Source organism: Rhodococcus sp. IEGM 1305, from assembly GCF_030058635.1.
GTDB classification, from domain to species: Bacteria; Actinomycetota; Actinomycetes; order Mycobacteriales; family Mycobacteriaceae; genus Rhodococcus_F; species Rhodococcus_F opacus_D.
The window spans coordinates 61,921-82,660 of the sequence record NZ_JASHKX010000006.1 but is presented as its reverse complement, the minus strand read 5'-3'; the positions used below and the strand labels follow the sequence as shown (position 1 = coordinate 82,660).

Annotated in this window: 16 protein-coding genes; 14 read left to right on the top strand and 2 right to left on the bottom strand. The window is 68.7% G+C overall.

Features of this window, described 5'->3' with window-relative positions; genetic code table 11:
• The first annotated feature begins 117 nt into the window (after positions 1 to 117).
• Positions 118 to 897 (top strand): dioxygenase family protein, encoded by a 780-nt coding sequence (locus tag QM693_RS12900; RefSeq protein WP_283352527.1) that lies wholly within the window; start codon positions 118 to 120, stop codon positions 895 to 897.
• Here the strand turns inward: QM693_RS12900 and QM693_RS12895 are convergent.
• A complete protein-coding gene (locus tag QM693_RS12895) occupies positions 885 to 1,349 on the bottom strand; it encodes a peroxiredoxin (RefSeq protein WP_009473669.1) in 465 nt (154 codons plus the stop codon). The two genes, QM693_RS12900 and QM693_RS12895, sit on opposite strands and share 13 nt — an antisense overlap.
• A 59-nt stretch (positions 1,350 to 1,408) precedes the next feature.
• Between QM693_RS12895 and QM693_RS12890 the strand changes: the two genes are divergently transcribed.
• The 13 genes from QM693_RS12890 (at position 1,409) to QM693_RS12830 (ending at position 19,689) form a co-directional block, all read left to right on the top strand.
• A complete protein-coding gene (locus tag QM693_RS12890) occupies positions 1,409 to 2,995 on the top strand; it encodes an anthranilate synthase component I (RefSeq protein ID WP_280782508.1) in 1,587 nt (528 codons plus the stop codon).
• Positions 2,992 to 3,696, top strand: a complete 705-nt coding sequence (locus tag QM693_RS12885; RefSeq protein WP_280782507.1) for a TIGR02234 family membrane protein — start codon at positions 2,992 to 2,994, stop codon at positions 3,694 to 3,696. The genes QM693_RS12890 and QM693_RS12885 overlap by 4 nt, the downstream gene beginning before the upstream one ends.
• 86 nt (positions 3,697 to 3,782) lie before the next feature.
• Positions 3,783 to 4,592 carry an indole-3-glycerol phosphate synthase TrpC gene (gene trpC / locus QM693_RS12880; RefSeq protein ID WP_283352526.1) on the top strand — a complete coding sequence of 270 codons (810 nt, stop codon included), beginning with the start codon at positions 3,783 to 3,785 and terminating at the stop codon, positions 4,590 to 4,592.
• A 62-nt stretch (positions 4,593 to 4,654) separates the two neighbouring features.
• On the top strand, positions 4,655 to 5,974 hold the full coding sequence (trpB, locus tag QM693_RS12875; RefSeq protein WP_005247488.1) for a tryptophan synthase subunit beta: 1,320 nt from the start codon (positions 4,655 to 4,657) through the stop codon (positions 5,972 to 5,974).
• Complete coding sequence (gene trpA / locus QM693_RS12870; RefSeq protein ID WP_009473666.1) at positions 5,971 to 6,774, top strand: tryptophan synthase subunit alpha; 804 nt, start codon at positions 5,971 to 5,973, stop codon at positions 6,772 to 6,774. The genes trpB and trpA overlap by 4 nt, the downstream gene beginning before the upstream one ends.
• Entirely contained in the window at positions 6,771 to 7,823 is a 1,053-nt protein-coding gene (lgt, locus tag QM693_RS12865; RefSeq protein ID WP_283352525.1) for a prolipoprotein diacylglyceryl transferase, read from the top strand. The genes trpA and lgt overlap by 4 nt, the downstream gene beginning before the upstream one ends.
• The gene (locus QM693_RS12860; protein ID WP_283352524.1) at positions 7,816 to 8,661 is read left to right on the top strand and encodes a TM2 domain-containing protein; all 846 of its coding nucleotides are present in this window, start codon (positions 7,816 to 7,818) and stop codon (positions 8,659 to 8,661) included. Before lgt ends, QM693_RS12860 begins: the two co-directional genes overlap by 8 nt.
• Positions 8,662 to 8,936: 275 nt before the next feature.
• The gene (gltB, locus tag QM693_RS12855; RefSeq protein ID WP_283352523.1) at positions 8,937 to 13,520 is read left to right on the top strand and encodes a glutamate synthase large subunit; all 4,584 of its coding nucleotides are present in this window, start codon (positions 8,937 to 8,939) and stop codon (positions 13,518 to 13,520) included.
• Positions 13,513 to 15,015, top strand: coding sequence for a glutamate synthase subunit beta (locus QM693_RS12850; RefSeq protein WP_283352522.1), 1,503 nt, complete (start codon positions 13,513 to 13,515; stop codon positions 15,013 to 15,015). Before gltB ends, QM693_RS12850 begins: the two co-directional genes overlap by 8 nt.
• A 37-nt stretch (positions 15,016 to 15,052) precedes the next feature.
• A complete protein-coding gene (gene pyk, locus QM693_RS12845; protein WP_009473661.1) occupies positions 15,053 to 16,471 on the top strand; it encodes a pyruvate kinase in 1,419 nt (472 codons plus the stop codon).
• Positions 16,472 to 17,350, top strand: coding sequence for an acyl-CoA thioesterase (locus QM693_RS12840; RefSeq protein WP_009473660.1), 879 nt, complete (start codon positions 16,472 to 16,474; stop codon positions 17,348 to 17,350). It begins immediately after the preceding gene.
• 104 nt (positions 17,351 to 17,454) lie between these two features.
• On the top strand, positions 17,455 to 17,703 hold the full coding sequence (locus QM693_RS12835) for a hypothetical protein (RefSeq protein WP_009473659.1): 249 nt from the start codon (positions 17,455 to 17,457) through the stop codon (positions 17,701 to 17,703).
• A 198-nt stretch (positions 17,704 to 17,901) separates the two neighbouring features.
• The gene (locus QM693_RS12830; protein WP_005247472.1) at positions 17,902 to 19,689 is read left to right on the top strand and encodes an ABC transporter ATP-binding protein/permease; all 1,788 of its coding nucleotides are present in this window, start codon (positions 17,902 to 17,904) and stop codon (positions 19,687 to 19,689) included.
• A gap of 12 nt (positions 19,690 to 19,701) precedes the next feature.
• On the opposite strand, the gene QM693_RS12825 is transcribed toward QM693_RS12830, so the two are convergent.
• The gene (locus QM693_RS12825; RefSeq protein ID WP_283352602.1) at positions 19,702 to 20,676 is read right to left on the bottom strand and encodes a glycoside hydrolase family 183 protein; all 975 of its coding nucleotides are present in this window, start codon (positions 20,674 to 20,676) and stop codon (positions 19,702 to 19,704) included.
• Positions 20,677 to 20,740: the final 64 nt, after the last annotated feature.

Below are 20,740 nucleotides of genomic sequence, written 5' to 3'. Positions count from 1 at the left end.
GTCGCGGGCCGGATCGTGTCCGGGGAATAGTTGCCGCGCCCATCGGTTGACTCCTATAGTAACTTGAAGGTTCAACATTGGCTGTCGATGTTGGATCTCGGATCCGAAGGAGTCGCGATGACCGCCACGATGCCCGCACTGTTCCTCAGTCATGGTGCGCCTCCGCTGGTCGACAGCGAACTGTGGGTGTCGCAGCTGGCGAAGTGGGCAGGTGACCTGCCGCGGCCGAAGGCCATCCTCATGGTGTCGGCGCACTGGGAATCGGCGCCGCTCACGATCGGATCCACCACCACGGGCACGCCCCTCGTCTACGACTTCGGTGGCTTCCCCGAGCGCTTCTACCGGACCACGTACGAGTCGCCCGGCGCCCCCGAACTCGCGGCGCAGATCGTGGCGCTGATGCCGGACGACGAGACCGTGTCGCACCAGCCGCACCGCGGCCTGGACCACGGCGCCTACGTGCCGTTGACGGTCATGTACCCCGACGCCGACATTCCGGTCCTGCAGATCTCGCTGCCCACGCTCGACCCGCAGCGACTGCTGCACCTCGGTGAGCGGCTGCGACCCCTGCGCGAGCAGGGTGTGCTGATCGTCGGTTCGGGATTCACCACCCACGGGCTGCCGTTCCTGCGCGACCCGTCACCCGACGCGAAGGCGCCCGGCTGGTCGTCGGAGTTCGACGCCTGGGCGGACGAGCGTTTCGCCGTGGGCGACGTCGATTCGCTCATCGACTTCCGCTCGCTCGCGCCGGGCATGCCGTACGCCCACCCGACGATCGAGCACTTCGCGCCGCTGTTCGTCACGCTGGGCGCCTCGAGCGATCCGGAGCAGATCCCCCGGCAGTTGATCGACGGCTTCTGGATGGGGCTGGCCAAACGGTCGATTCAGGTGGACTGACGCGTCCGGAGGAAGGCGAGCGCCTGATCGCCGTGCGTGTTGGCGCGGAACTCGCTCGAGATGACCTCGAGCACGGTGCGGTCGGTGTCGATGACGAACGTCGACCGCTTCACCGGGGCGAGTTTGCCGAGCAGTCCGCGCCGGACGCCGAACTTCTCCGCGACGGCTCCGTCGGCGTCCGACAGCAGCGGGTAGTCGAACGACTGCGCCTGCGCGAACGACGCCTGCTTCTCCACCGCGTCGGTGCTGATCCCGGCGCGGGACGCGCCCACCGCGGAGAACTCGATTCCGAGGTCACGGAAATGGCAGGCCTCGGCGGTGCAGACCGGCGTCGACGCCGCGGGGTAGAAGAACAGCACCAGGGGGCCGTCCTCGAGGAGGCTCGACAGGGATCGCGCGATGCCGTCCTGATCGGGCAGGGTGAATTCCGGTGCGAGCTGACCTGGCTTCATGAGAGCCGAGGCTACCCGCGCACGCAGACACGACGAGTGCGCCTGGGATGATGGTCGGCATGCACGGCGAGCCCACCACCATTCCCGCACCCGAGTCCGCCGCCACCCCGGCCGACGGCGGGTCCGACTCGACCACCACGCGCGAGCAGTTCCACGCTCTCGCCGCCGAACACCGGGTGGTCCCGGTGACGCGCAAGGTGTTGGCAGACGCGGAAACCCCGCTGTCGGCGTACACCAAGCTGGCGGCGAACCGGCCGGGGACCTTCTTGCTCGAGTCGGCGGAGAACGGCCGATCGTGGTCGCGATGGTCGTTCATCGGCGCGGGCAGTCCCGCCGCGCTGACGGTCGTCGACGGCGAGGCCGCGTGGTACGGCAACGTTCCCGCGGGCGCACCGTCCGGCGGCGACCCGATCGCGGCCCTCGGCCAGACGCTGGAACTGCTCCGCAGCGAGCGGCTGCCCGACCTGCCGCCGCTGACCGGCGGCATGGTGGGTTTCCTCGGCTACGACGCGGTGCGCCGGATCGAGCGGATCGGCGAGCACGCCACCGACGATCTGCAGATCCCCGAGATGGTCATGTTGCTGGCGACGGACCTCGCGGCCGTCGACCACCACGAGGGCGCCATCACCCTGATCGCCAACGCGGTCAACTGGGACGGCACCGACGAACGCGTCGACGAGGCCTACGACTCCGCGGTCGAGCGGCTGGACCGGATGACGCACGCCCTGTCAGCCCCGGCGTCGTCCACCGTGTCCACGTTCGCGAAGCCCGCCCCCGACTACCGGCGTCAGCGCACCACCGAAGGTTTCGGCGCCGACGTGCAGAAACTCGTGGGAGACATCGAGGCGGGCGAGGCATTCCAGGTGGTGCTGTCGCAGCGCTTCGAGATCGACTGCACCGCGGACCCGATCGACGTCTACCGGATGCTGCGCGCCTCCAACCCCAGCCCGTACATGTACCTGCTCAACGTGCCGAACGGCGACGGCGAGACCGCGTTCTCGATCGTCGGTTCGAGCCCGGAGGCCCTGGTGACCGTGTCGGAAGGCGTCGCCACCACGCACCCGATCGCGGGAACCCGGTGGCGCGGGCACACCGAGGAGGAAGACATCCTGCTCGAGAAGGACCTGCTCGCCGACGAGAAGGAGAACGCGGAGCACCTGATGCTCGTGGATCTGGGCCGCAACGACCTCGGGCGCGTGTGCGAACCGGGCACGGTGAAGGTCCACGACTACCGCCACATCGAGCGGTACAGCCACGTGATGCATCTCGTCTCCACCGTCACGGGTCACCTCGCGGACGGTAAGCACGCCTTGGACGCCGTCACCGCGTGCTTCCCCGCGGGCACGCTGTCGGGTGCGCCGAAGGTCCGGGCGATGCAGCTGATCGAGGAACTCGAACCGACGCGCCGGGGCATCTACGGCGGCATCATCGGGTACCTCGACTTCGCCGGCGACGCCGACACGGCCATCGCGATCCGGACCGCGCTGATCAAGGACGGCATCGGGTATGTCCAGGCGGGTGCGGGCGTCGTCGCCGACTCGAACCCCGAATACGAGGACACCGAGGCGCGGAACAAGGCGATGGCGGTGCTCAGCGCGATCGCGGCGGCGCACACGCTGAAGACCCTGGGAGGCGACACGCAGTGAGTGACGCGTCGGAGACGGCCCGGGAACCTGCGCAGGCGGGACGTCGCCGGTCGATGATCTCGGTGCTGCTGCTCGCGGTCGCCGCTCTGTGTCTGTGGGGTGCCTCCCGGATGACGTGGGTGGAGGTCACCTCCTCCGACGGGCTCGGCGAGGAGCGCACGTCGGCGCTCGTCGGCGGCACGTGGGCGGCGGCGCTCACGCCGCTGGCGCTGACCCTGGTCGCCGCGATCGCCGCGTCGTTCGCCGTGAAGGGCTGGGCGCTGCGGGTGCTCGGTGTCCTCGTCGCGGTCGTGGCCGTCGGGGCCGCGGTCCCCGCGGTGGGGCTGATCGTCTCCGGCGCCTCCGACGACGACGCGGGCCGGCTGGCCGAGCTGCCGGGCCGCGCCGAGGTCCAGTCGGTGTCCGTGCACGTCGGACCCGCCGTTCTGGCGCTGGTGGGCGCCCTGGCGGCGCTCGCCGCCGCGGTGGAACTCGTCCGCCGTCCGCGGGTGCGGGCCGGGCTCTCCTCCAAGTACGACAGCCCCGGTGCGCGACGGGACGCCGCGAAGAAGGCCGGCGCCGATTCGGCCGAGGGGCCCGTCACCCAGCGCATGCTCTGGGACGCACTGGACGCGGGGGAGGACCCTACGGTCGAAGACAAGAAAGCCGAACCTGTCGACAAAGTTGACGGACCGGACAAAGACCCGGGGACCCGAACGTAAACAGAATCAGAGTGCCATCTAGGCTGACTTCACCCCTGATGATGTTCCTCACATCGGGTTTCTGCCCAGAAAGGACTCGGGCCACGATGACCGTTCTCGACTCGATTCTCGACGGGGTGCGCGCCGACGTCGCCGCCCGCGAAGCCGTCCTTGACTTCGCCGCAGTCAAGGCTGCCGCCGCTGCCGCACCGCCGGCCCTCGATGCCGCGGCCGCCCTGCTCGAGCCGGGCATCGGAGTCATCGCCGAGGTCAAGCGCGCGAGCCCCTCGAAGGGCGCGCTCGCCGACATCACCGATCCCGCCGAGTTGGCCGCCGCCTACCAGGCCGGTGGCGCCCGGGTGATCAGCGTGCTCACCGAGGAGCGCCGGTTCCAGGGGTCCCTCGCGGACCTCGACGCCGTCCGCCGCGCGGTGACCATCCCGATCCTCCGCAAGGACTTCATCGTCGGGCCGTATCAGATCCACGAGGCCCGCGCGCACGGCGCCGACGTCGTGCTGCTCATCGTCGCCGCCCTCGAGCAGGACGCGCTCGCGTCGCTGATCGACCGCACGGAGTCGCTGGGCATGACGGCCCTCGTCGAGGTCCACACCGAGGAAGAGGCCAACCGCGCGCTCGAGGCGGGCGCCAAGGTCATCGGTGTCAACGCCCGCAATCTCAAGACGCTCGAGGTCGACAAGAACACGTTCGGCGAGATCGCTCCCGGGCTGCCCACCGAGATCATCAAGATCGCCGAGTCCGGTGTGCGCGGCACGGCCGACCTGCTGGCGTACGCCGGCGCGGGAGCCGACGCGGTGCTGGTCGGCGAAGGCCTCGTCACCAGCGGGGATCCGCGCAAGGCGGTGGCCGATCTGGTCAACGCCGGCGCTCACCCGTCCTGCCCCAAGCCGTCACGCTGAGGCTGCGTCGGCGGAACTGACCCGGACGGCGGCGGAACCCGGCGTTGGGGCAGACTGGACCTGTGACTTCACGTAATCAGGAAACCGTCTTCAAGGGTGGCAATCTGCCGACTGCCAGCGCCGGAATCGCCGAGCGCACGACGCACGACCCCGACGCCGGAGGACACTTCGGCGTGTACGGCGGACGGCACGTGCCCGAGGCCCTGATGGCAGTGATCGAGGAGGTCACCGCCGAGTACGAGAAGGCCCGCGCCGACGACGCGTTCCTGAACGAACTCGATCGTCTCCAGCGCGACTACACCGGCCGTCCGTCTCCGATCTTCGAGGCGAAACGGATGAGCGAGTTCGCCGGTGGGGCCCGGCTCATCCTCAAGCGCGAAGACCTCAACCACACCGGCTCGCACAAGATCAACAACGTGCTCGGCCAGGTGCTGCTCGCCAAGCGCATGGGCAAGACCCGCATCATCGCGGAGACCGGCGCCGGCCAGCACGGTGTGGCCACCGCCACCGCCTGCGCGCTCCTCGGCCTCGAATGCGTCATCTACATGGGTGCCGTCGACACCGAGCGGCAGGCGCTGAACGTCGCCCGCATGCGGTTGCTGGGCTCCTCGGTGGTGTCGGTCGAGTCGGGGTCGAGGACCCTGAAGGACGCCATCAACGAGGCGCTGCGCGACTGGGTCACCAACGCCCACAACACGTACTACTGCTTCGGCACCGCTGCCGGGCCGCACCCGTTCCCGACCATCGTCCGCGACTTCCAGCGCGTCGTCGGTCTGGAGGCGCGTGCCCAGGTGCAGGCGCTGACGGGTCGGCTGCCCGACGCCGTGACGGCGTGCGTCGGCGGCGGTTCCAACGCCATCGGCATCTTCCACGCGTTCCTCGACGACCCGGCCGTGCGGCTGGTCGGCTACGAGGCCGCCGGTGACGGCGTCGAGACCGGGCGGCACGCCGCCACGTTCGCGGCGGGCACCCCGGGCGCGTTCCAGGGCGCGTACTCGTACCTGCTGCAGGACGAGGACGGCCAGACCATCGAGTCGCACTCGATCTCCGCGGGCCTCGACTACCCCGGTGTCGGACCGGAGCATGCACTCCTCAAGGACATCGGCCGCGCCACCTACGAGCCGGTCACCGACACGGAGGCCATGGACGCGCTGCGTCTGCTGTCCGAGCGGGAGGGCATCATCCCGGCCATCGAGTCCGCCCACGCCGTCGCCGGGTCGCTGCGACTGGGCCGAGAACTGGGGGAGGGCGCAATCATCGTCATCAGCCTGTCCGGGCGCGGTGACAAGGACATGGACACGGCCGCCAAGTGGTTCGGACTGTTCGATCCCGACGACTCGACCGAGACCACCACGACTGACAAGGAAGGTTCGGCCAAGTGAGCGAACGACTCTCGCGCCTCGCCCCGACGTTCGCGCAGTGCCGCGAGGAGAAGCGCGCCGCGCTCGTCGGGTACCTCCCGGCCGGTTTCCCCACCGTGCAGGAGTCCATCGACGTGTTCAAGGCGATGGTCGAGTCCGGTTGCGACATCGTCGAGGTCGGCATCGCCTACTCCGACCCGGTGATGGACGGGCCCACCATCCAGGCGGCGGCCGAGACGGCGCTGCGGAACGGTGTCCGTGTGCGTGACGTGTTCACCGTCGTCGAGGCGATCGCCTCCGTCGGCGGCAAGGCCGTCGTGATGACCTACTGGAATCCGGTCCTGCAGTACGGCGTCGACAAGTTCGCCCGCGACCTGGCGAGCGCGGGCGGCCTCGGCCTGATCACGCCCAACCTCATCCCCGAGGAGGCCGGCGAGTGGATCGCCGCGTCGAAGGAACACGACCTCGACCGGATCTTCCTCGTGGCGCCGTCGTCGACCGAGGAACGTCTCTCGATGACCCTGGACGCGAGCAGCGGCTTCGTGTACGCCGCGTCGACGATGGGTGTCACCGGCGCCCGTGACGCGGTGTCGTCGATGGCACCCGAGTTGACGGCCCGTATCCGCGCCCACTCGGACATTCCGGTGGGTGTCGGACTGGGTGTCCGCTCCGGCGCGCAGGCCGCCGAGATCGCCGCGTACGCCGATGCGGTCATCGTCGGATCTGCGCTGGTCACGGCCGCGGAGAGCGGTCTGGACGCGGTGCGCTCGCTCACGAAGGAACTCGCCGAGGGCGTTCGCTCCGCTACCGTGGCGTCGTGACTTCCACTGTGGACGTACTGGCCTACATTCCGAGTCCGCCGCAAGGTGTCTGGTATGTCGGACCGGTGGCCCTGCGGGCGTACGCGCTGTTCATCATCGTCGGGATCGTCGTCGCAATCGTGTGGGGTGACCGTCGCTGGGTCGCCCGCGGCGGCGAGAAGGGCACCGTCCTCGACATCGCCATCTGGGCGGTGCCGTTCGGCCTGATCGGCGGCCGTCTCTACCACGTGATGACCGACTGGCCGACGTACTTCGGGGAGGGCGGCGACCCTGTCGACGCCCTGAAGGTGTGGCAGGGCGGTCTCGGTATCTGGGGCGCCGTGGCGCTCGGCGGTGTCGGCGCCTGGATCGGGTGTCGCCGTCGCGGCATCCCGCTGCCTGCGCTCGGCGACGCGGTCGCGCCCGCGATCCTGCTGGCGCAGGCGATCGGCCGGCTCGGAAACTACTTCAACCAGGAACTCTACGGTCGCGAGACCGACGTGCCGTGGGGGCTCGAGATCTTCGAGCGGCGCAACGACGTGGGCCAGGTGTCGCCGCAGCTGATCGACGGGGTGTCCACCGGCGAGGTCGCGTTCGTGGTGCACCCGACGTTCCTGTACGAGGCGCTGTGGAACGTGCTGATCGTGATCCTGCTCGTGTGGGTCGATCGCCGCTTCCGCATCGGTCACGGCCGACTGTTCGCCCTGTACGTGGCCGGTTACTGCGCCGGCCGCTTCTGGATCGAACTGATGCGCAGCGATCACGCGAGCCTCATCGCCGGCGTCCGCGTGAACTCGTTCACCTCCGCCCTGGTGTTCGTCGCGGCCCTGGTGTACTTCTTCGCCGCCACGAAGGGCCGCGAGGACCCGGCCGAATTGCGGCCCGCCGACGGCGAACCGGTCGACGGCGAGACCGCGGAGAAGGAGCCCGAGAAGAACGTCGAGGACGCAGGCAAGGACGAGGGCACGTCGGAGCCGGTATCGGACGACAAGGCCGCGAGTACTGCGAGTACCGGCGGCGAGGCGGGCACGAAGACCATCGACAGCAAGAAGGATGACGCGAATGACTGAACCGGGAAAAGCATCCGACGATTCCGGCAAGGGTGCATCCGAGGACGCACACAAGGTCGACCTGGGCAAGAGCAGCGACGGCACGGAGAACAGCACGGAGTCGAGCCTGCCGCCCGAGTTCGGCTCTCCCTTCGATTACGACGCCACCGCCGAGGCTTCGCTGTCCCAGCCGCCGGCCACGTCGGACGCGACGCCGTCACCGAGTTCGACCGGCACCGGACCGGGCTGGGACACCTACTCCGGTGTCGGCAACGGCCCGGGGTGGGGGTCCACGCCGACCTACCCGTCGCCGAGCGGCACCGAGCCGACGGCCCCGTTCCCGAACGTGGGCGAGCCGACTTCGCCGACCGCGCCCTACACCGGGTACGAGAACCCCCAGCAGCAACCGGACGGTCCCACCTACGGCGCACCCGACCCCAACTACGGCGCGCAGTACGGGGCGGCTCCGCAGTCGTCGCAGGACTACCCGCAGCCCGGGTATCAGCAGCCCGGGTACGGACAGCAGCAGGGTTACCCCCAGCAGGGGTTCCCGCCGCCCGGATACGCCCCCGCCGGCTACAACGCGTACGCCGATCCGTCGGCGCCGTTCGGCAGGCACCCGCTGACGGGTGAGCCGTACTCCGACAAGTCCAAGCTGACCGCCGGTCTGCTGCAGATCTTCCTCGGCGGCTTCGGAGTCGGGCGATTCTACCTGAACCAGCCCGGCATCGCCGTGGCGCAGATCGCCGTCACGTGGCTCACCTGTGGAATCGGCGGAATCTGGCCGCTGGTCGACGGCATCATGATGCTGACCGGGAGCGTGAAGGACAAGTACGGACGACCCCTGCGGGAGCAGTGACGATCCCCGGCCGATTTGTGGCCCGTGTTGCTGATGCGACACGGGCCACAGTGCTTTCCGGGGCCGGATTCGGCATATCGTGCGAGGTATCGGTCCTGGTAAGCTGAGCGCGCCGGGTGTATGTCCGGTAACAACCTTCACGGGCCGATGCTGTCCCGGTAGACCCCCGAAAAGCAGTTAGCGCCCGTCGTGGCGACCCCGCTAGCGGAGGCCGCCGACAGCACGTGCGGAGCGCACACACTGGTGGTCTTCCTGGCCGATGTGGAGGTATATCGGTGCTGTTCTCTCAGTTGCCCGGTCCCCAGGGCTTGTACGACCCGGACCAGGAAGCCGATTCCTGCGGCGTCGCGATGGTGGCGGACGTGCACGGCCGCCGCTCACACTCCATCGTCTCCGACGGACTCCTCGCACTCGAGAATCTCGAGCACCGCGGTGCGGCGGGATCGGAACCGAACAGCGGAGACGGCGCCGGCATCCTCCTCCAGCTCCCCACCGAATTCTTCGCGGACGTCGTCGACTTCGATCTCCCGGCGCCGCTCGACGACGGCAGCAGCACGTACGCGGCGGGCACCTGCTTCCTCCCGCACGACCCGCAGGCGCGGGCGGCCGCGCAACGACGCGTGTCCGACCTCGCGGCCGAGGAGGGGCTCGACATCCTCGGCTGGCGCCGGGTGCCCGTAGATCCGGACGGCGCGGACGTCGGTTCCACGGCCCGGGCCTGCGAACCGCACATGAGCCAGTTGTTCGTCACCGCACCCGCCGTCGGCGGGATCCGGCCCGGCGGCCTGGCACTCGACCGCCTGGTCTACGCGCTGCGCAAGCGGGCCGAGCAGGTCACTCCCGAGGTCGAGTCCGAGGGCAGCGGCGTGTACTTCCCGTCCCTGTCGAGCCGGACCGTCGTCTACAAGGGAATGCTGACCACGTCCCAGCTGTCGCGGTACTTCCCGGACCTGCGCGACCCCCGGATCGCGAGTGCGATCGCGATCGTGCACAGCCGGTTCTCGACCAACACGTTCCCGTCCTGGCCGCTCGCGCACCCGTTCCGGTTCGTCGCGCACAACGGCGAGATCAACACGGTCCGCGGCAACCGGAACCGCATGCGCGCCCGCGAGGCGCTGCTGTCGAGTTCGGTGATCCCGGGCGACCTGCGCAGGCTGTATCCGATCTGCACCCCCGACGCGTCGGATTCGGCGTCGTTCGACGAGGTGCTCGAACTGCTGCACCTTGCAGGCCGCAGCGTGGCACACGCGGTGATGATGATGGTGCCGGAGGCGTGGGAGAACGACACGTCGATGTGCCCCGACCGGCGGGCGTTCTACCAGTTCCACGCATCGCTGATGGAGGCGTGGGACGGACCGGCGTGCGTGACGTTCACCGACGGGACCGTGGTCGGCGCCGTGCTCGACCGCAACGGCCTGCGTCCGGGACGCTGGTGGCAGACCGTCGACGGGCGGGTGGTCCTCGCGAGCGAGAGCGGTGTCCTCGACGTCCCGCAGGCGGAGGTCGTGGCGAAGGGCCGCCTCGAACCGGGGCAGATGTTCCTGGTCGACACGTCCGAGGGCCGGATCGTGCCCGACGAGGAGATCAAGATGCGGCTCGCGGCGGAGCGGCCGTACGCCGAGTGGCTGTACGCCGGTCTGCTCGAACTGAAGACGCTGCCTGATCGCCCGCACGCGCAGCACAACCACGAGTCGGTGGTGCGACGGCAGGTGGCGTTCGGGTACACCGAGGAGGATCTGCGCATCCTGCTCGCGCCGATGGCCGCGTCCGGCGGCGAGCCCCTCGGCTCGATGGGGACGGACACCCCGATCGCGGTCATGTCGCAGCGTTCGCGGCTACTCTACGACTACTTCGTCGAACTGTTCGCGCAGGTCACGAACCCGCCGCTCGACGCGATCCGCGAAGAGATCGTGACGTCGCTGTCGCGGGTCATGGGCCCGGAGCAGAACCTGCTCGAGCCGACCGCGGCGTCGTGCAGGCAGATCGTGCTGCCGTGGCCGGTGCTCGACAACGAAGAGCTGAACAAGATCATCAACGTGAACGCCGACGGCAACCATCCGGGGCTGGCCGCGACGGTGCTGCGTGCGCTGTACGACGTGGAGCGCGGCGGTGCGGGGATGGCCGAGGCGATCGAGGAATTGCGGGCGCAGGCAAGCGCCGCGATCGCGGACGGCTATCGGACGCTGGTGATCTCGGACCGCGACTCCGACCACACCCGCGCGCCGATCCCGTCGCTGCTCGCGGTCGCCGCGGTGCACCATCACCTGGTGCGAACCAAGGAGCGCACCAAGGTGGCGCTGGTTGTCGAATCCGGTGACGCCCGCGAGGTCCACCACCTGGCGCTGCTCATCGGGTACGGCGCCGCCGCGGTCAACCCGTACCTCGCGATGGAGTCGATCGAGGACCTCGTGTCCGAGGGCGAACTCACCGGCGTCGAGCACACGATCGCCGTGCGGAACTACCTCACCGCTCTCGGCAAGGGTGTCCTGAAGGTGATGTCGAAGATGGGCATCTCCACCGTCGGCTCGTACACCGCGGCGCAGGTGTTCGAGGCGATCGGCCTGGACCGCGGCCTCGTCCACGAGTACTTCACAGGCACCGTCAGCAAGCTGGGCGGCGCCGGCCTCGACGAGATCGCCCGCGAGGTCACCGTCCGCCACCGGCAGGCGTACCCGGACAACCCGGCCGAGTTCGCCCACCGGCGGCTCGAGGACGGCGGCGAGTACCAGTTCCGCCGCGACGGCGAACTGCACCTGTTCACGCCGGAGACGGTGTTCCTGCTGCAGCACGCGACCCGCACCGGTCAGCACGAAGTGTTCGCGAAGTACAGCGAGGAGGTCAACCGGCTGGCCGAGGCCGGTGGCGCACTGCGCGGCCTGTTTACGTTCCGCGAGGGCGTGCGCCCGCCGGTGCCGCTGGACGAGGTGGAACCGGTCGAGCGGATCGTCACCCGGTTCAATACCGGCGCGATGAGCTACGGCTCGATCTCCGCCGAGGCCCACGAAACGATGGCCGTCGCGATGAACAATCTCGGCGGACGCTCCAATACGGGCGAGGGTGGGGAGAACGTCGACCGTCTCTACGATCCGTCGCGCCGCAGCGCCGTCAAGCAGGTGGCGAGCGGGCGGTTCGGCGTCACCAGCGACTACCTGATCAACGCCAGCGACATCCAGATCAAGATGGCGCAGGGCGCGAAGCCCGGCGAGGGCGGCCAGCTGCCGGCGTACAAGGTGTACCCGTGGGTCGCGGAGACCCGGCATTCGACGCCGGGGGTCGGGCTTATCTCGCCGCCGCCGCACCACGACATCTACTCGATCGAGGATCTCGCGCAGCTGATCCACGACCTGAAGAACGCCAACGACCGGGCCCGGGTCCACGTGAAGCTGGTCAGCTCGGTGGGTGTGGGAACGGTGGCCGCCGGCGTCAGCAAGGCACACGCCGACGTGGTCCTGATCTCCGGGAACGACGGCGGAACCGGCGCCACTCCGCTGACGTCGATGAAGCATGCCGGGGCGCCGTGGGAGATCGGGCTGGCCGACGCCCAGCAGACACTCGTGCTCAATGGTCTCCGTGACCGCATCACCGTCCAGTGCGACGGCGGGATGCGCACCGCGCGGGACGTCGTGGTCGCGGCGCTGCTGGGTGCGGAGGAGTTCGGGTTCTCGACGGCCCCGCTGATCGTGGCGGGTTGCATCATGATGCGGGTCTGCCACCTCGACACCTGCCCGGTCGGTGTCGCCACCCAGAACCCGGAGCTCCGTAAGCGCTACACCGGCAAACCGGAGTTCGTGGAGGAATTCTTCCGGTTCGTCGCCGAGGACGTGCGCCAGTACCTGGCGGACCTCGGGTTCCGCAGCATCGACGAGGCCGTCGGTCATGCCGATGTCCTCGAGACCGCGCAGGGGATCGCGCACTGGAAGAACCGCGGACTCGACCTCACCCCGATCTTCGCCGTGCCCACCGGGCCGGACGGTGTGCCGTTGCCGCAGCGGCGCCGGGACCGCGATCAGGACCACGGACTGGACCGGGCGCTGGATCGCACGCTCATCCAGCTGGCCGAGGGCGCCCTCGAGGACGCGCACACCGTGGAGATCGAGATGCCGGTGCGCAACGTCAACCGGACCGTCGGGACGCTGCTCGGCGCGGAGGTCACCCGCCGGTACGGCGCCGCCGGGCTGCCGGACGACACGATCCGGCTCACGTTCACCGGTTCCGCCGGGCAGTCGCTCGGCGCGTTCCTGCCGCCGGGCATCACCATCGACCTGACCGGTGACGCCAACGACTACGTCGGCAAGGGATTGTCGGGCGGACGGATCGTGGTCCGTCCCGCCGACGACGTCCTGTTCGTCCCCGAAACCCAGGTGATCGCGGGTAACACCCTCCTCTACGGCGCCACTTCGGGCGAGCTGTATCTGCGGGGCCGCGTCGGCGAACGTTTCTCGGTGCGCAACTCCGGTGCGTCGGCCGTCGTGGAGGGCGTCGGCGACCACGCCTGCGAGTACATGACGGGCGGACGGGTCGTGATCCTCGGACCGACCGGCCGGAACATGGCGGCCGGCATGTCCGGCGGCATCGCGTACGTCCTCGACCTGGACCCCGAGGACGTGAACCCGGCGATGGTGAAGCTCCTGCAACCCGACCCGGACGACCTCGACTGGTTGTGCGGAGCGGTCACCCGGCACCACCGGTGGACCGGTTCCGCGGTGGCGGCGTCGGTGCTCGCCGACTGGCCCCGGCGGTCCGCGTTGTTCACCAAGGTGATGCCGGTGGACTACCAGCGGGTGCTGGACGCGACCCGGATCGCCAAGGCCGAGGGACTCGACGTGGACACTGCGATCATGGAGGCGGCACGTGGCTGATCCGCAGGGCTTTCTGCACATCGTCAAGAAGGAGGCGCGCAAGCGTCCGGTCGCGGAGCGGGTGCACGACTGGCACGAGGTGTATGTGCCGCAGAGTCCGGCCGAGCGGGCCGCCGAGGTGTCCGAGCAGGCCGCGCGGTGCATGGACTGCGGAATCCCGTTCTGCCACTCGGGAAGTGCGGGTTGCCCACTGGGCAACCTGATCCCGGAGTGGAACGACCTGGTGCGGCGCGGCCGCTGGTCGGCGGCCAGTGAACGGCTGCACGCCACCAACAACTTCCCGGAGTTCACGGGGCGGGTGTGTCCGGCGCCGTGCGAGTCGGCGTGTGTGCTCGCCCTCGCCGACACGCACACGACCGGCAGCGTCACCATCAAGCGGATCGAGCAGGCCATCGCCGACGTCGCCTGGGAGTCCGGCTCGGTGGTGCCCAAGCCGCCGATGATCGCGACGGGCCGCAAGGTGGCGGTGGTCGGTTCCGGCCCGGCAGGCCTTGCGGCGGCACAGCAGCTGACCCGGGCGGGGCACGACGTGACCGTGTACGAGCGCGACGACCGGCTCGGGGGACTGCTGCGGTACGGCATCCCGGAATTCAAGATGGAGAAGGCGATCCTCGATCAGCGCCTGATGCAGATGCGCGCCGAGGGTACGCACTTCGTCACCGACTGCGAGGTCGGCGTCGACCTCACCGTGGAGCAGATGCGCGAGAACTTCGACGCCGTCGTGCTCGCGATCGGCGCGCTCCGGGGCCGCGACAACACGACCGTCGAAGGCCGGGAGCTGAACGGGATCCACCTCGCGATGGAACACCTCGTCACCTCGAACAAGGAATGCGAGGGTGACGGTCCCGCGACGATCACCGCCAAAGGCAAGCATGTCGTCATCATCGGCGGCGGCGACACCGGGGCCGATTGCCTCGGAACGGCGCACCGCCAGGGTGCGCTGTCGGTGACCCAGCTGGACTACAACCCGGAGTTGCCGACGGAACGGGACGAGGCCGCGACGCCGTGGCCTGCGTGGCCGATGGTGCTGCGCACGTCGCCCGCGCACGCCGAGGGCGGTGTCCGCCGGTATCAGGTCGCGGTGCAGCGTTTCCTCGGCGACGAGAACGGGAACGTCCGATCCATGGTGCTCGCCGAGGTCCGGGTCACCCGCGAGGACGGCAAACGCATCATCACGCCGGTCGGCGAGGAGATCGAATTACCGTGCGAACTGGCGCTTTTCGCGATCGGATTCGAGGGTGTCGATCTCGGCCCGCTGCTCGACGACTACGGGCTGTCGCCCACCCGGCGCGGATCGCTCTCCTGCGGCCCGGACTGGCAGACCACCGCACCCGGGGTCTTCGTCTGCGGGGACGCGCACCGCGGCGCGTCGCTGGTGGTGTGGGCGATCGCGGAGGGCAGGTCCGCGGCGCACGCCGTCGACGTGTATCTGACCGGGGCGTCGGACCTCCCGTCGCCGGTGCATCCGACGGCGCTCCCGCTGGCAGTCGTCTAAATGGAGAAGGGCGCGCGGGGCGACTAGGCTCGAGGCCGTGAACCGACGCACGAAGATCGTATGCACACTTGGACCTGCTACCGCCACCGGTGACCGTATTCGCGAGCTCGTCGAAAGCGGTATGGACGTGGCGCGGCTGAATTTCAGCCACGGCGAACACGCCGACCACGAGGAGAACTACAAACGCGTCCGGGCCGCCTCGGACGCGACGGGGAAGGCGGTCGGTGTCCTCGCCGACCTGCAGGGCCCGAAGATCCGGCTCGGCCGGTTCGCCGAGGGGCGCACCACGTGGGCCAACGGTGAGGAAGTGCGGATCACCGTCGACGAGGTCGAGGGCACCCACGACCGGGTGTCGACCACCTACAAGCAACTCGCCGAGGACGCCAAGGCCGGTGACCGCCTGCTGGTCGACGACGGCAAGGTCGGTCTCGTCGTCTCCGGGGTGGACGGCAACGACGTGATCTGCCGGGTCACCGAGGGCGGCCCGGTCAGCAACAACAAGGGTGTGTCCCTGCCGGGGATGAACGTGTCGGTCCCGGCGCTGTCGGAGAAGGACATCGCCGACCTCGAGTTCGCGCTCGGCCTCGGCGTCGACTTCATCGCCCTGTCGTTCGTGCGATCGCCGGCCGATGTGGAACTGGTTCACGCCGTGATGGATCGGGTCGGTCGCCGGATCCCGGTGATCGCGAAGCTCGAGAAGCCGGAGGCGATCGACAACCTCGAGGCGATCGTGCTGGCGTTCGACGCGGTGATGGTCGCCCGTGGTGACCTGGGTGTGGAGTTGCCGCTCGAGCAGGTGCCGCTGGTGCAGAAGCGGGCGATCCAGATCGCCCGGGAGAACGCGAAGCCGGTCATCGTGGCCACCCAGATGCTCGAGTCGATGATCGAGAACTCGCGGCCCACCCGCGCCGAGGCGTCCGACGTCGCGAACGCGGTCCTCGACGGCGCGGACGCGGTGATGCTGTCGGGTGAGACGTCGGTCGGTAAGTACGTGATGGAGACGGTGCGCACGATGGCGCGGATCGTCGAGGCGGTGGAGAACGAATCCACCCAGGTGCCGCCGCTGACGCATGTGCCGCGCACCAAGCGCGGTGTCATCTCCTATGCCGCCCGCGACATCGGGGAGCGCCTCGACGCGAAGGCGCTGGTCGCGTTCACCCAGTCCGGGGACACGGTGCGCCGGCTGGCGCGGCTGCACACGCCGCTGCCGTTGCTGGCGTTCACCCCGCTGCCGGAGGTGCGCAGCCAGTTGTCGCTGACGTGGGGCACCGAGACGTTCATCGTCGACCCGGTCGAGAGCACCGACGCCATGGTGCGGCAGGTCGACCACGCCCTGCTCGGGTTGGGCCGGTACCAGAAGGGTGAACTGGTGGTCATCGTGGCCGGGTCGCCGCCCGGCACCGTAGGCTCGACCAACCTGATCCACGTCCACAGAATCGGCGAAGAGGACCACTAGGTGAGCGAAGTCGCGGCGAAGACCGATCTCCAGACCCTGCTCGAACTTCTCGATCTCGAGAAGACCGGCGAGGACACGTACCGAGGTCGGCATCCCGCGCAGGTGGGTAGCCGGACGTTCGGCGGCCAGTTGATTTCCCAGGCACTGGTCGCCGCCGGCCGCACCGTGAGCGGCGAGCGTGCCGTGCACGCGATCAACGCTCACTTCATCCGCGGCGGCGACGTCAAGGAACCCATCGAATACCGCGTCGAGCGGCACCGTGACGGACGGGCCTTCGCGAACCGACAGGTCACGGCGCTGCAGAACGGTGAGGAACTGTTCGTCATGCTGGCGGCGTTCCAGGACTGGGGCAAGGGTCTCGAGCACGCGGTCGAGGTGCCCGACGTCCCGTTCCCGGACACGCTGCCGCCACTGGGCGACCACTTCCTCGGGTACGAGGATCGACTGAAGATGTTCGTTGACGCCCTCAAGCCGATCGACATGCGTTACGCGAACGACCCGTCGTGGATCATGAAGGGCACGGGGGAGAAGCTCACCCACAACCGGGTCTGGATGAAATCGGACGGCGACCTTCCCGACGACCCGCTCATTCACGTGGCCGTCATGGGCTACTCGTCGGACACCACGGTGCTGGATTCCATCATCACCACCCACGGCCTGTCGTGGGGGCTGGACCGGATCGTCGCGGCCACCGTCAACCATTCCATCTGGTTCCACCGGCCGTTCCGGTTCGACGACTGGACGCTCTACGCCACCGAATCGCCGGTTGCGGCAGGGTCCCGTGGCCTCGCGACGGGGCGGTTCTTCTCCCTGGAAGGCGAGTTGCTGGCCACCGTGGTCCAGGAAGGTCTCATCCGCCACTTCCCGCCGCGGAAGTAGCGACTCCGCCATTCCTTGCCACCGAAAGGTTTTGAACGGTAGTCCAACTGGTGGCCGCGGCGTATGGTCGGTCTGGAATCTCCGAAACGGAACGGACGTGCACTATGAGCGCAGACGCACCCGAGCAGAAGAACACCGGCCGGCCGGCCGAGACCGAAGTTCCCCTTCCCGACGACGAGGCGCTGGCCGCAGCCAAGAAGAAGGTGGAGGAGATCGACGCCCGCTACGAGCCGGGCGCCCGCGAGACGGTCGTCCTGCCCGGCTCCGACGGCACGGTGTCGGGTACCGCCTTCGACGATTACGTCGACGACGAGGGCAACCTGAAAAAGCCTGAGCCCGAGAAGGACTCGTAGACTGCCCGTCGACGGACGCCCGTTCTCTCTGCCCGATGTCCCACCCGTGCGGCGAAACCGCCCAAATGGGACATCGGGCGATGTGTGGGTGCGGATCGACGCGTGTCCTGTGCGTATCTCTCGCCGATGACCGAGGTCCGGGGTTAGACTTCGCCATCTTTTCTGGTGAGTTTCACCTCGTGATCGGGGATATGGGTCGTGGACTGGAACAACGTCGTCTGGGACAGCGCAATGTGGCTGCTCAAGGCCTACGTCATGACTGTCGTCGCGTTCGTCGTCGTAGTGATACTGCTCGCGCGGTTCACCAAATGGGGGAGGCAGTTCTGGCGCTTCGCCGCGCCGTACTTCAATCCGCGGCGCAGCCTCAAGCCGTTGACCATTCTGGCGGTGCTGCTGCTGTCGACGGTCTTCGCGGTGCGGATGACGGTGCTGTTCTCCTACTGGTACAACGACTTCTACGATTCGATCCAGAATCTGGACGAGTCGGCGTTCTGGCACTTCCTCCGCGTCTTCGCCCTTCTGGCGACCGTCCACGTGGTGCGGGCCCTGATCGAGTACCTGATCGGGCAGACCCTCGACATCGACTGGCGGACGTGGCTCAACCACCATCTCGTCGACGACTGGCTCGACAGCCGTGCCTACTACCGTGACCGGTTCCTGGACGACGCGATCGACAACCCGGACCAGCGCGTTCAGGCCGACATCACCAACTTCGTGACCACGTCCCGCTCGCTGTCGATGGGCGCGGTGACGGCCGTGCTGTCGATCGTGTCGTTCACGGGGATCCTGTGGGATCTGTCCGGCCCGATGACGGTGTTCGGCGTCGAGATCTCGCGGGCGATGATCTTCCTCGTCTACATCTATGTGCTGGTGACCACGGTGGTGGCGTTCTGGATCGGCAAGCCGCTCATCAAGCTGAACTTCCTCAACGAGAAACTGGGCGCCAACTTCCGCTACGCGCTGATCCGGGTGCGGGAGTACGGCGAGAGCATCGCGTTCTACCGCGGCGAGAACGTCGAGCGCCGCACCCTTGCCGGACGGTTCGCGGACGTCATCCGGAACATGTGGCAGATCGTCTTCCGGACGTTGAAGTTCAGTGGATGGAACCTCACCGTCAACCAGACGGCCGTCATCTTCCCGTTCCTCGTGCAGGGGCCCCGACTGTTCACCGGTCAGGTGTCGCTCGGTGACGTGATGCAGACGTCGCAGGCGTTCGGGCAGGTCCACGACTCCCTGTCCTTCTTCCGTGAGTCGTACGCCGACTTCGCGAGTTTCCGCGCCACCCTCATCCGACTCAACGGTCTGGCCAACGACAACCAGCACGCCGCCGAACTTCCGATCCTGAAGACCGGCAAGTCGGGCGACGACCTCCAGGTCGAGAAGCTGGACGTGCGCATCCCCACGGGCCAGACCCTCATCGAGGGCCTGGAGCTCACCGTGACCCCCGGGCAGTCGTTGCTGGTCAAGGGCCCGTCCGGCTCGGGCAAGACCACCCTGCTCCGCACGCTCGCCGATCTGTGGCCGTACGCCGACGGCACGGTGTCGCGACCCGCGGGAGAGGCCATCTTCCTGTCCCAGCGGCCGTACCTGCCGCTCGGTTCGCTGCGAACCGCACTGGCGTATCCGAAGGAGCCGACGGCGGCCGACGACGTCGTGCGCGCTGCGTTGTCGAAGGTGTCGCTCGGCAATCTGGGGGATCGGCTCGACGAGACCGCCGACTGGACGCGGATCCTGTCGCCGGGTGAGCAGCAGCGTCTCGCGTTCGCGCGGGTGCTGATCGCACGGCCCGCAGTGATCTTCCTCGACGAGGCCACGTCGGCCATCGACGAGGGCCTGGAATACACGCTCTACACCCTGCTCCGGACCGAACTCCCGGACAGCATCGTGGTGAGTGTGGGTCACCGCAGCACCCTCAACCAGTTCCATTCCCGCGGTGTGGAACTGGAGGGCGAGGGCCGGTGGACGGAGTCGGAACTCGTCGGGTGACTCTGCGGCGGGCTACCCGGCGTCCAGCCGAGTCGTGAACTGCAGGACGCGATAAGGGTCACCGGTCGTCGGGTTCCATTGCGACACAAACAGATGCAGCTCGCCCAGTGTGGACGCCGGATGGATGAATCCACCGTAGATCTGCGCCCACGTGCCGTCCGTCGCTCCCCAGTCGCCGCCGGCGATCTGCACGGTCGGTTCCGACCAGGGTCCGTCGATGCGCTCCGCCGTGCGTGTGACGATCGCGTACGCGGCGGGATCGAAGTACGCGAGGACCCAGGTGCCGTCGATCCGTCGCAGGCACATCTCGCCGACGGGGCCCGGCAGGATCGGGGTCGCGGGCTGTCCCCACGCCCACCCCGTGCCGCGGTCCCAGCCCCACTCTTCGTAAGCTCCGGGCTCGAGGATGCACGGTTCGGGGACCCGCCGGAGGATCATCCCACCCGGATTGGTGCGGTCGAACGCGCTCGAGACGACGTAGACGTAGCCGTCGTGCCGCTCCATGGTCCACAGCTGATCGAGCGACCCACCACGGTTGTCCCAGCGGGCGGGTGAGCGGTGCCAGTTCTCGCCGCCGTCGTCGGACCAGGCGAGATACGTGAAATTCGTCGGCCACGCACGTGACCTCCACGAGTGCACACTGACGACGGACAGATACGTCCGATCACCGATCGTGACGGCGTCGGCAGGAACGACGGTGAACTCGGTGCCCGCCGATTCCCGGTCGGGAAGTTCGCGGACATCGTGCGCGTTCGGCAGGATCTCCCGCGCCGTCCGGCCGCCGGCCGCGGAGTCGAACTCGATGCCGCCCCGGAGATCGGTGGTGGTGGAGCGCAACATCACGGGGCTGCGCCACCGCCTGCCGTGCGAGCTGAACGTGTCGCCGAAGAAGAACGCGACTCTCCCGTCGGCGAGGCGCGCGGGACAGCCGAGGTCGGTGCCGTGCACACCCCGGCGTCGCGTCGCCTCGCCGGTGACCTCCTTCACGAAGGTCGCTGCCGGTGTGGTTGTGCTGCCCGCGATACGCGCTTCTCCCGTGTCGGTGAATCCG

Excerpts from the sequence above, each read along its gene's own strand:
- QM693_RS12900 (WP_283352527.1), top strand. The coding sequence starts at position 118 with ATGACCGCCACGATGCCCGCACTGTTCCTCAGTCATGGTGCGCCTCCG.
- QM693_RS12895 (WP_009473669.1), bottom strand. The coding sequence starts at position 1,349 with ATGAAGCCAGGTCAGCTCGCACCGGAATTCACCCTGCCCGATCAGGAC.
- QM693_RS12890 (WP_280782508.1), top strand. The coding sequence starts at position 1,409 with ATGCACGGCGAGCCCACCACCATTCCCGCACCCGAGTCCGCCGCCACC.
- trpC (WP_283352526.1), top strand. The coding sequence starts at position 3,783 with ATGACCGTTCTCGACTCGATTCTCGACGGGGTGCGCGCCGACGTCGCC.
- QM693_RS12860 (WP_283352524.1), top strand. The coding sequence starts at position 7,816 with ATGACTGAACCGGGAAAAGCATCCGACGATTCCGGCAAGGGTGCATCC.
- QM693_RS12835 (WP_009473659.1), top strand. The coding sequence starts at position 17,455 with ATGAGCGCAGACGCACCCGAGCAGAAGAACACCGGCCGGCCGGCCGAG.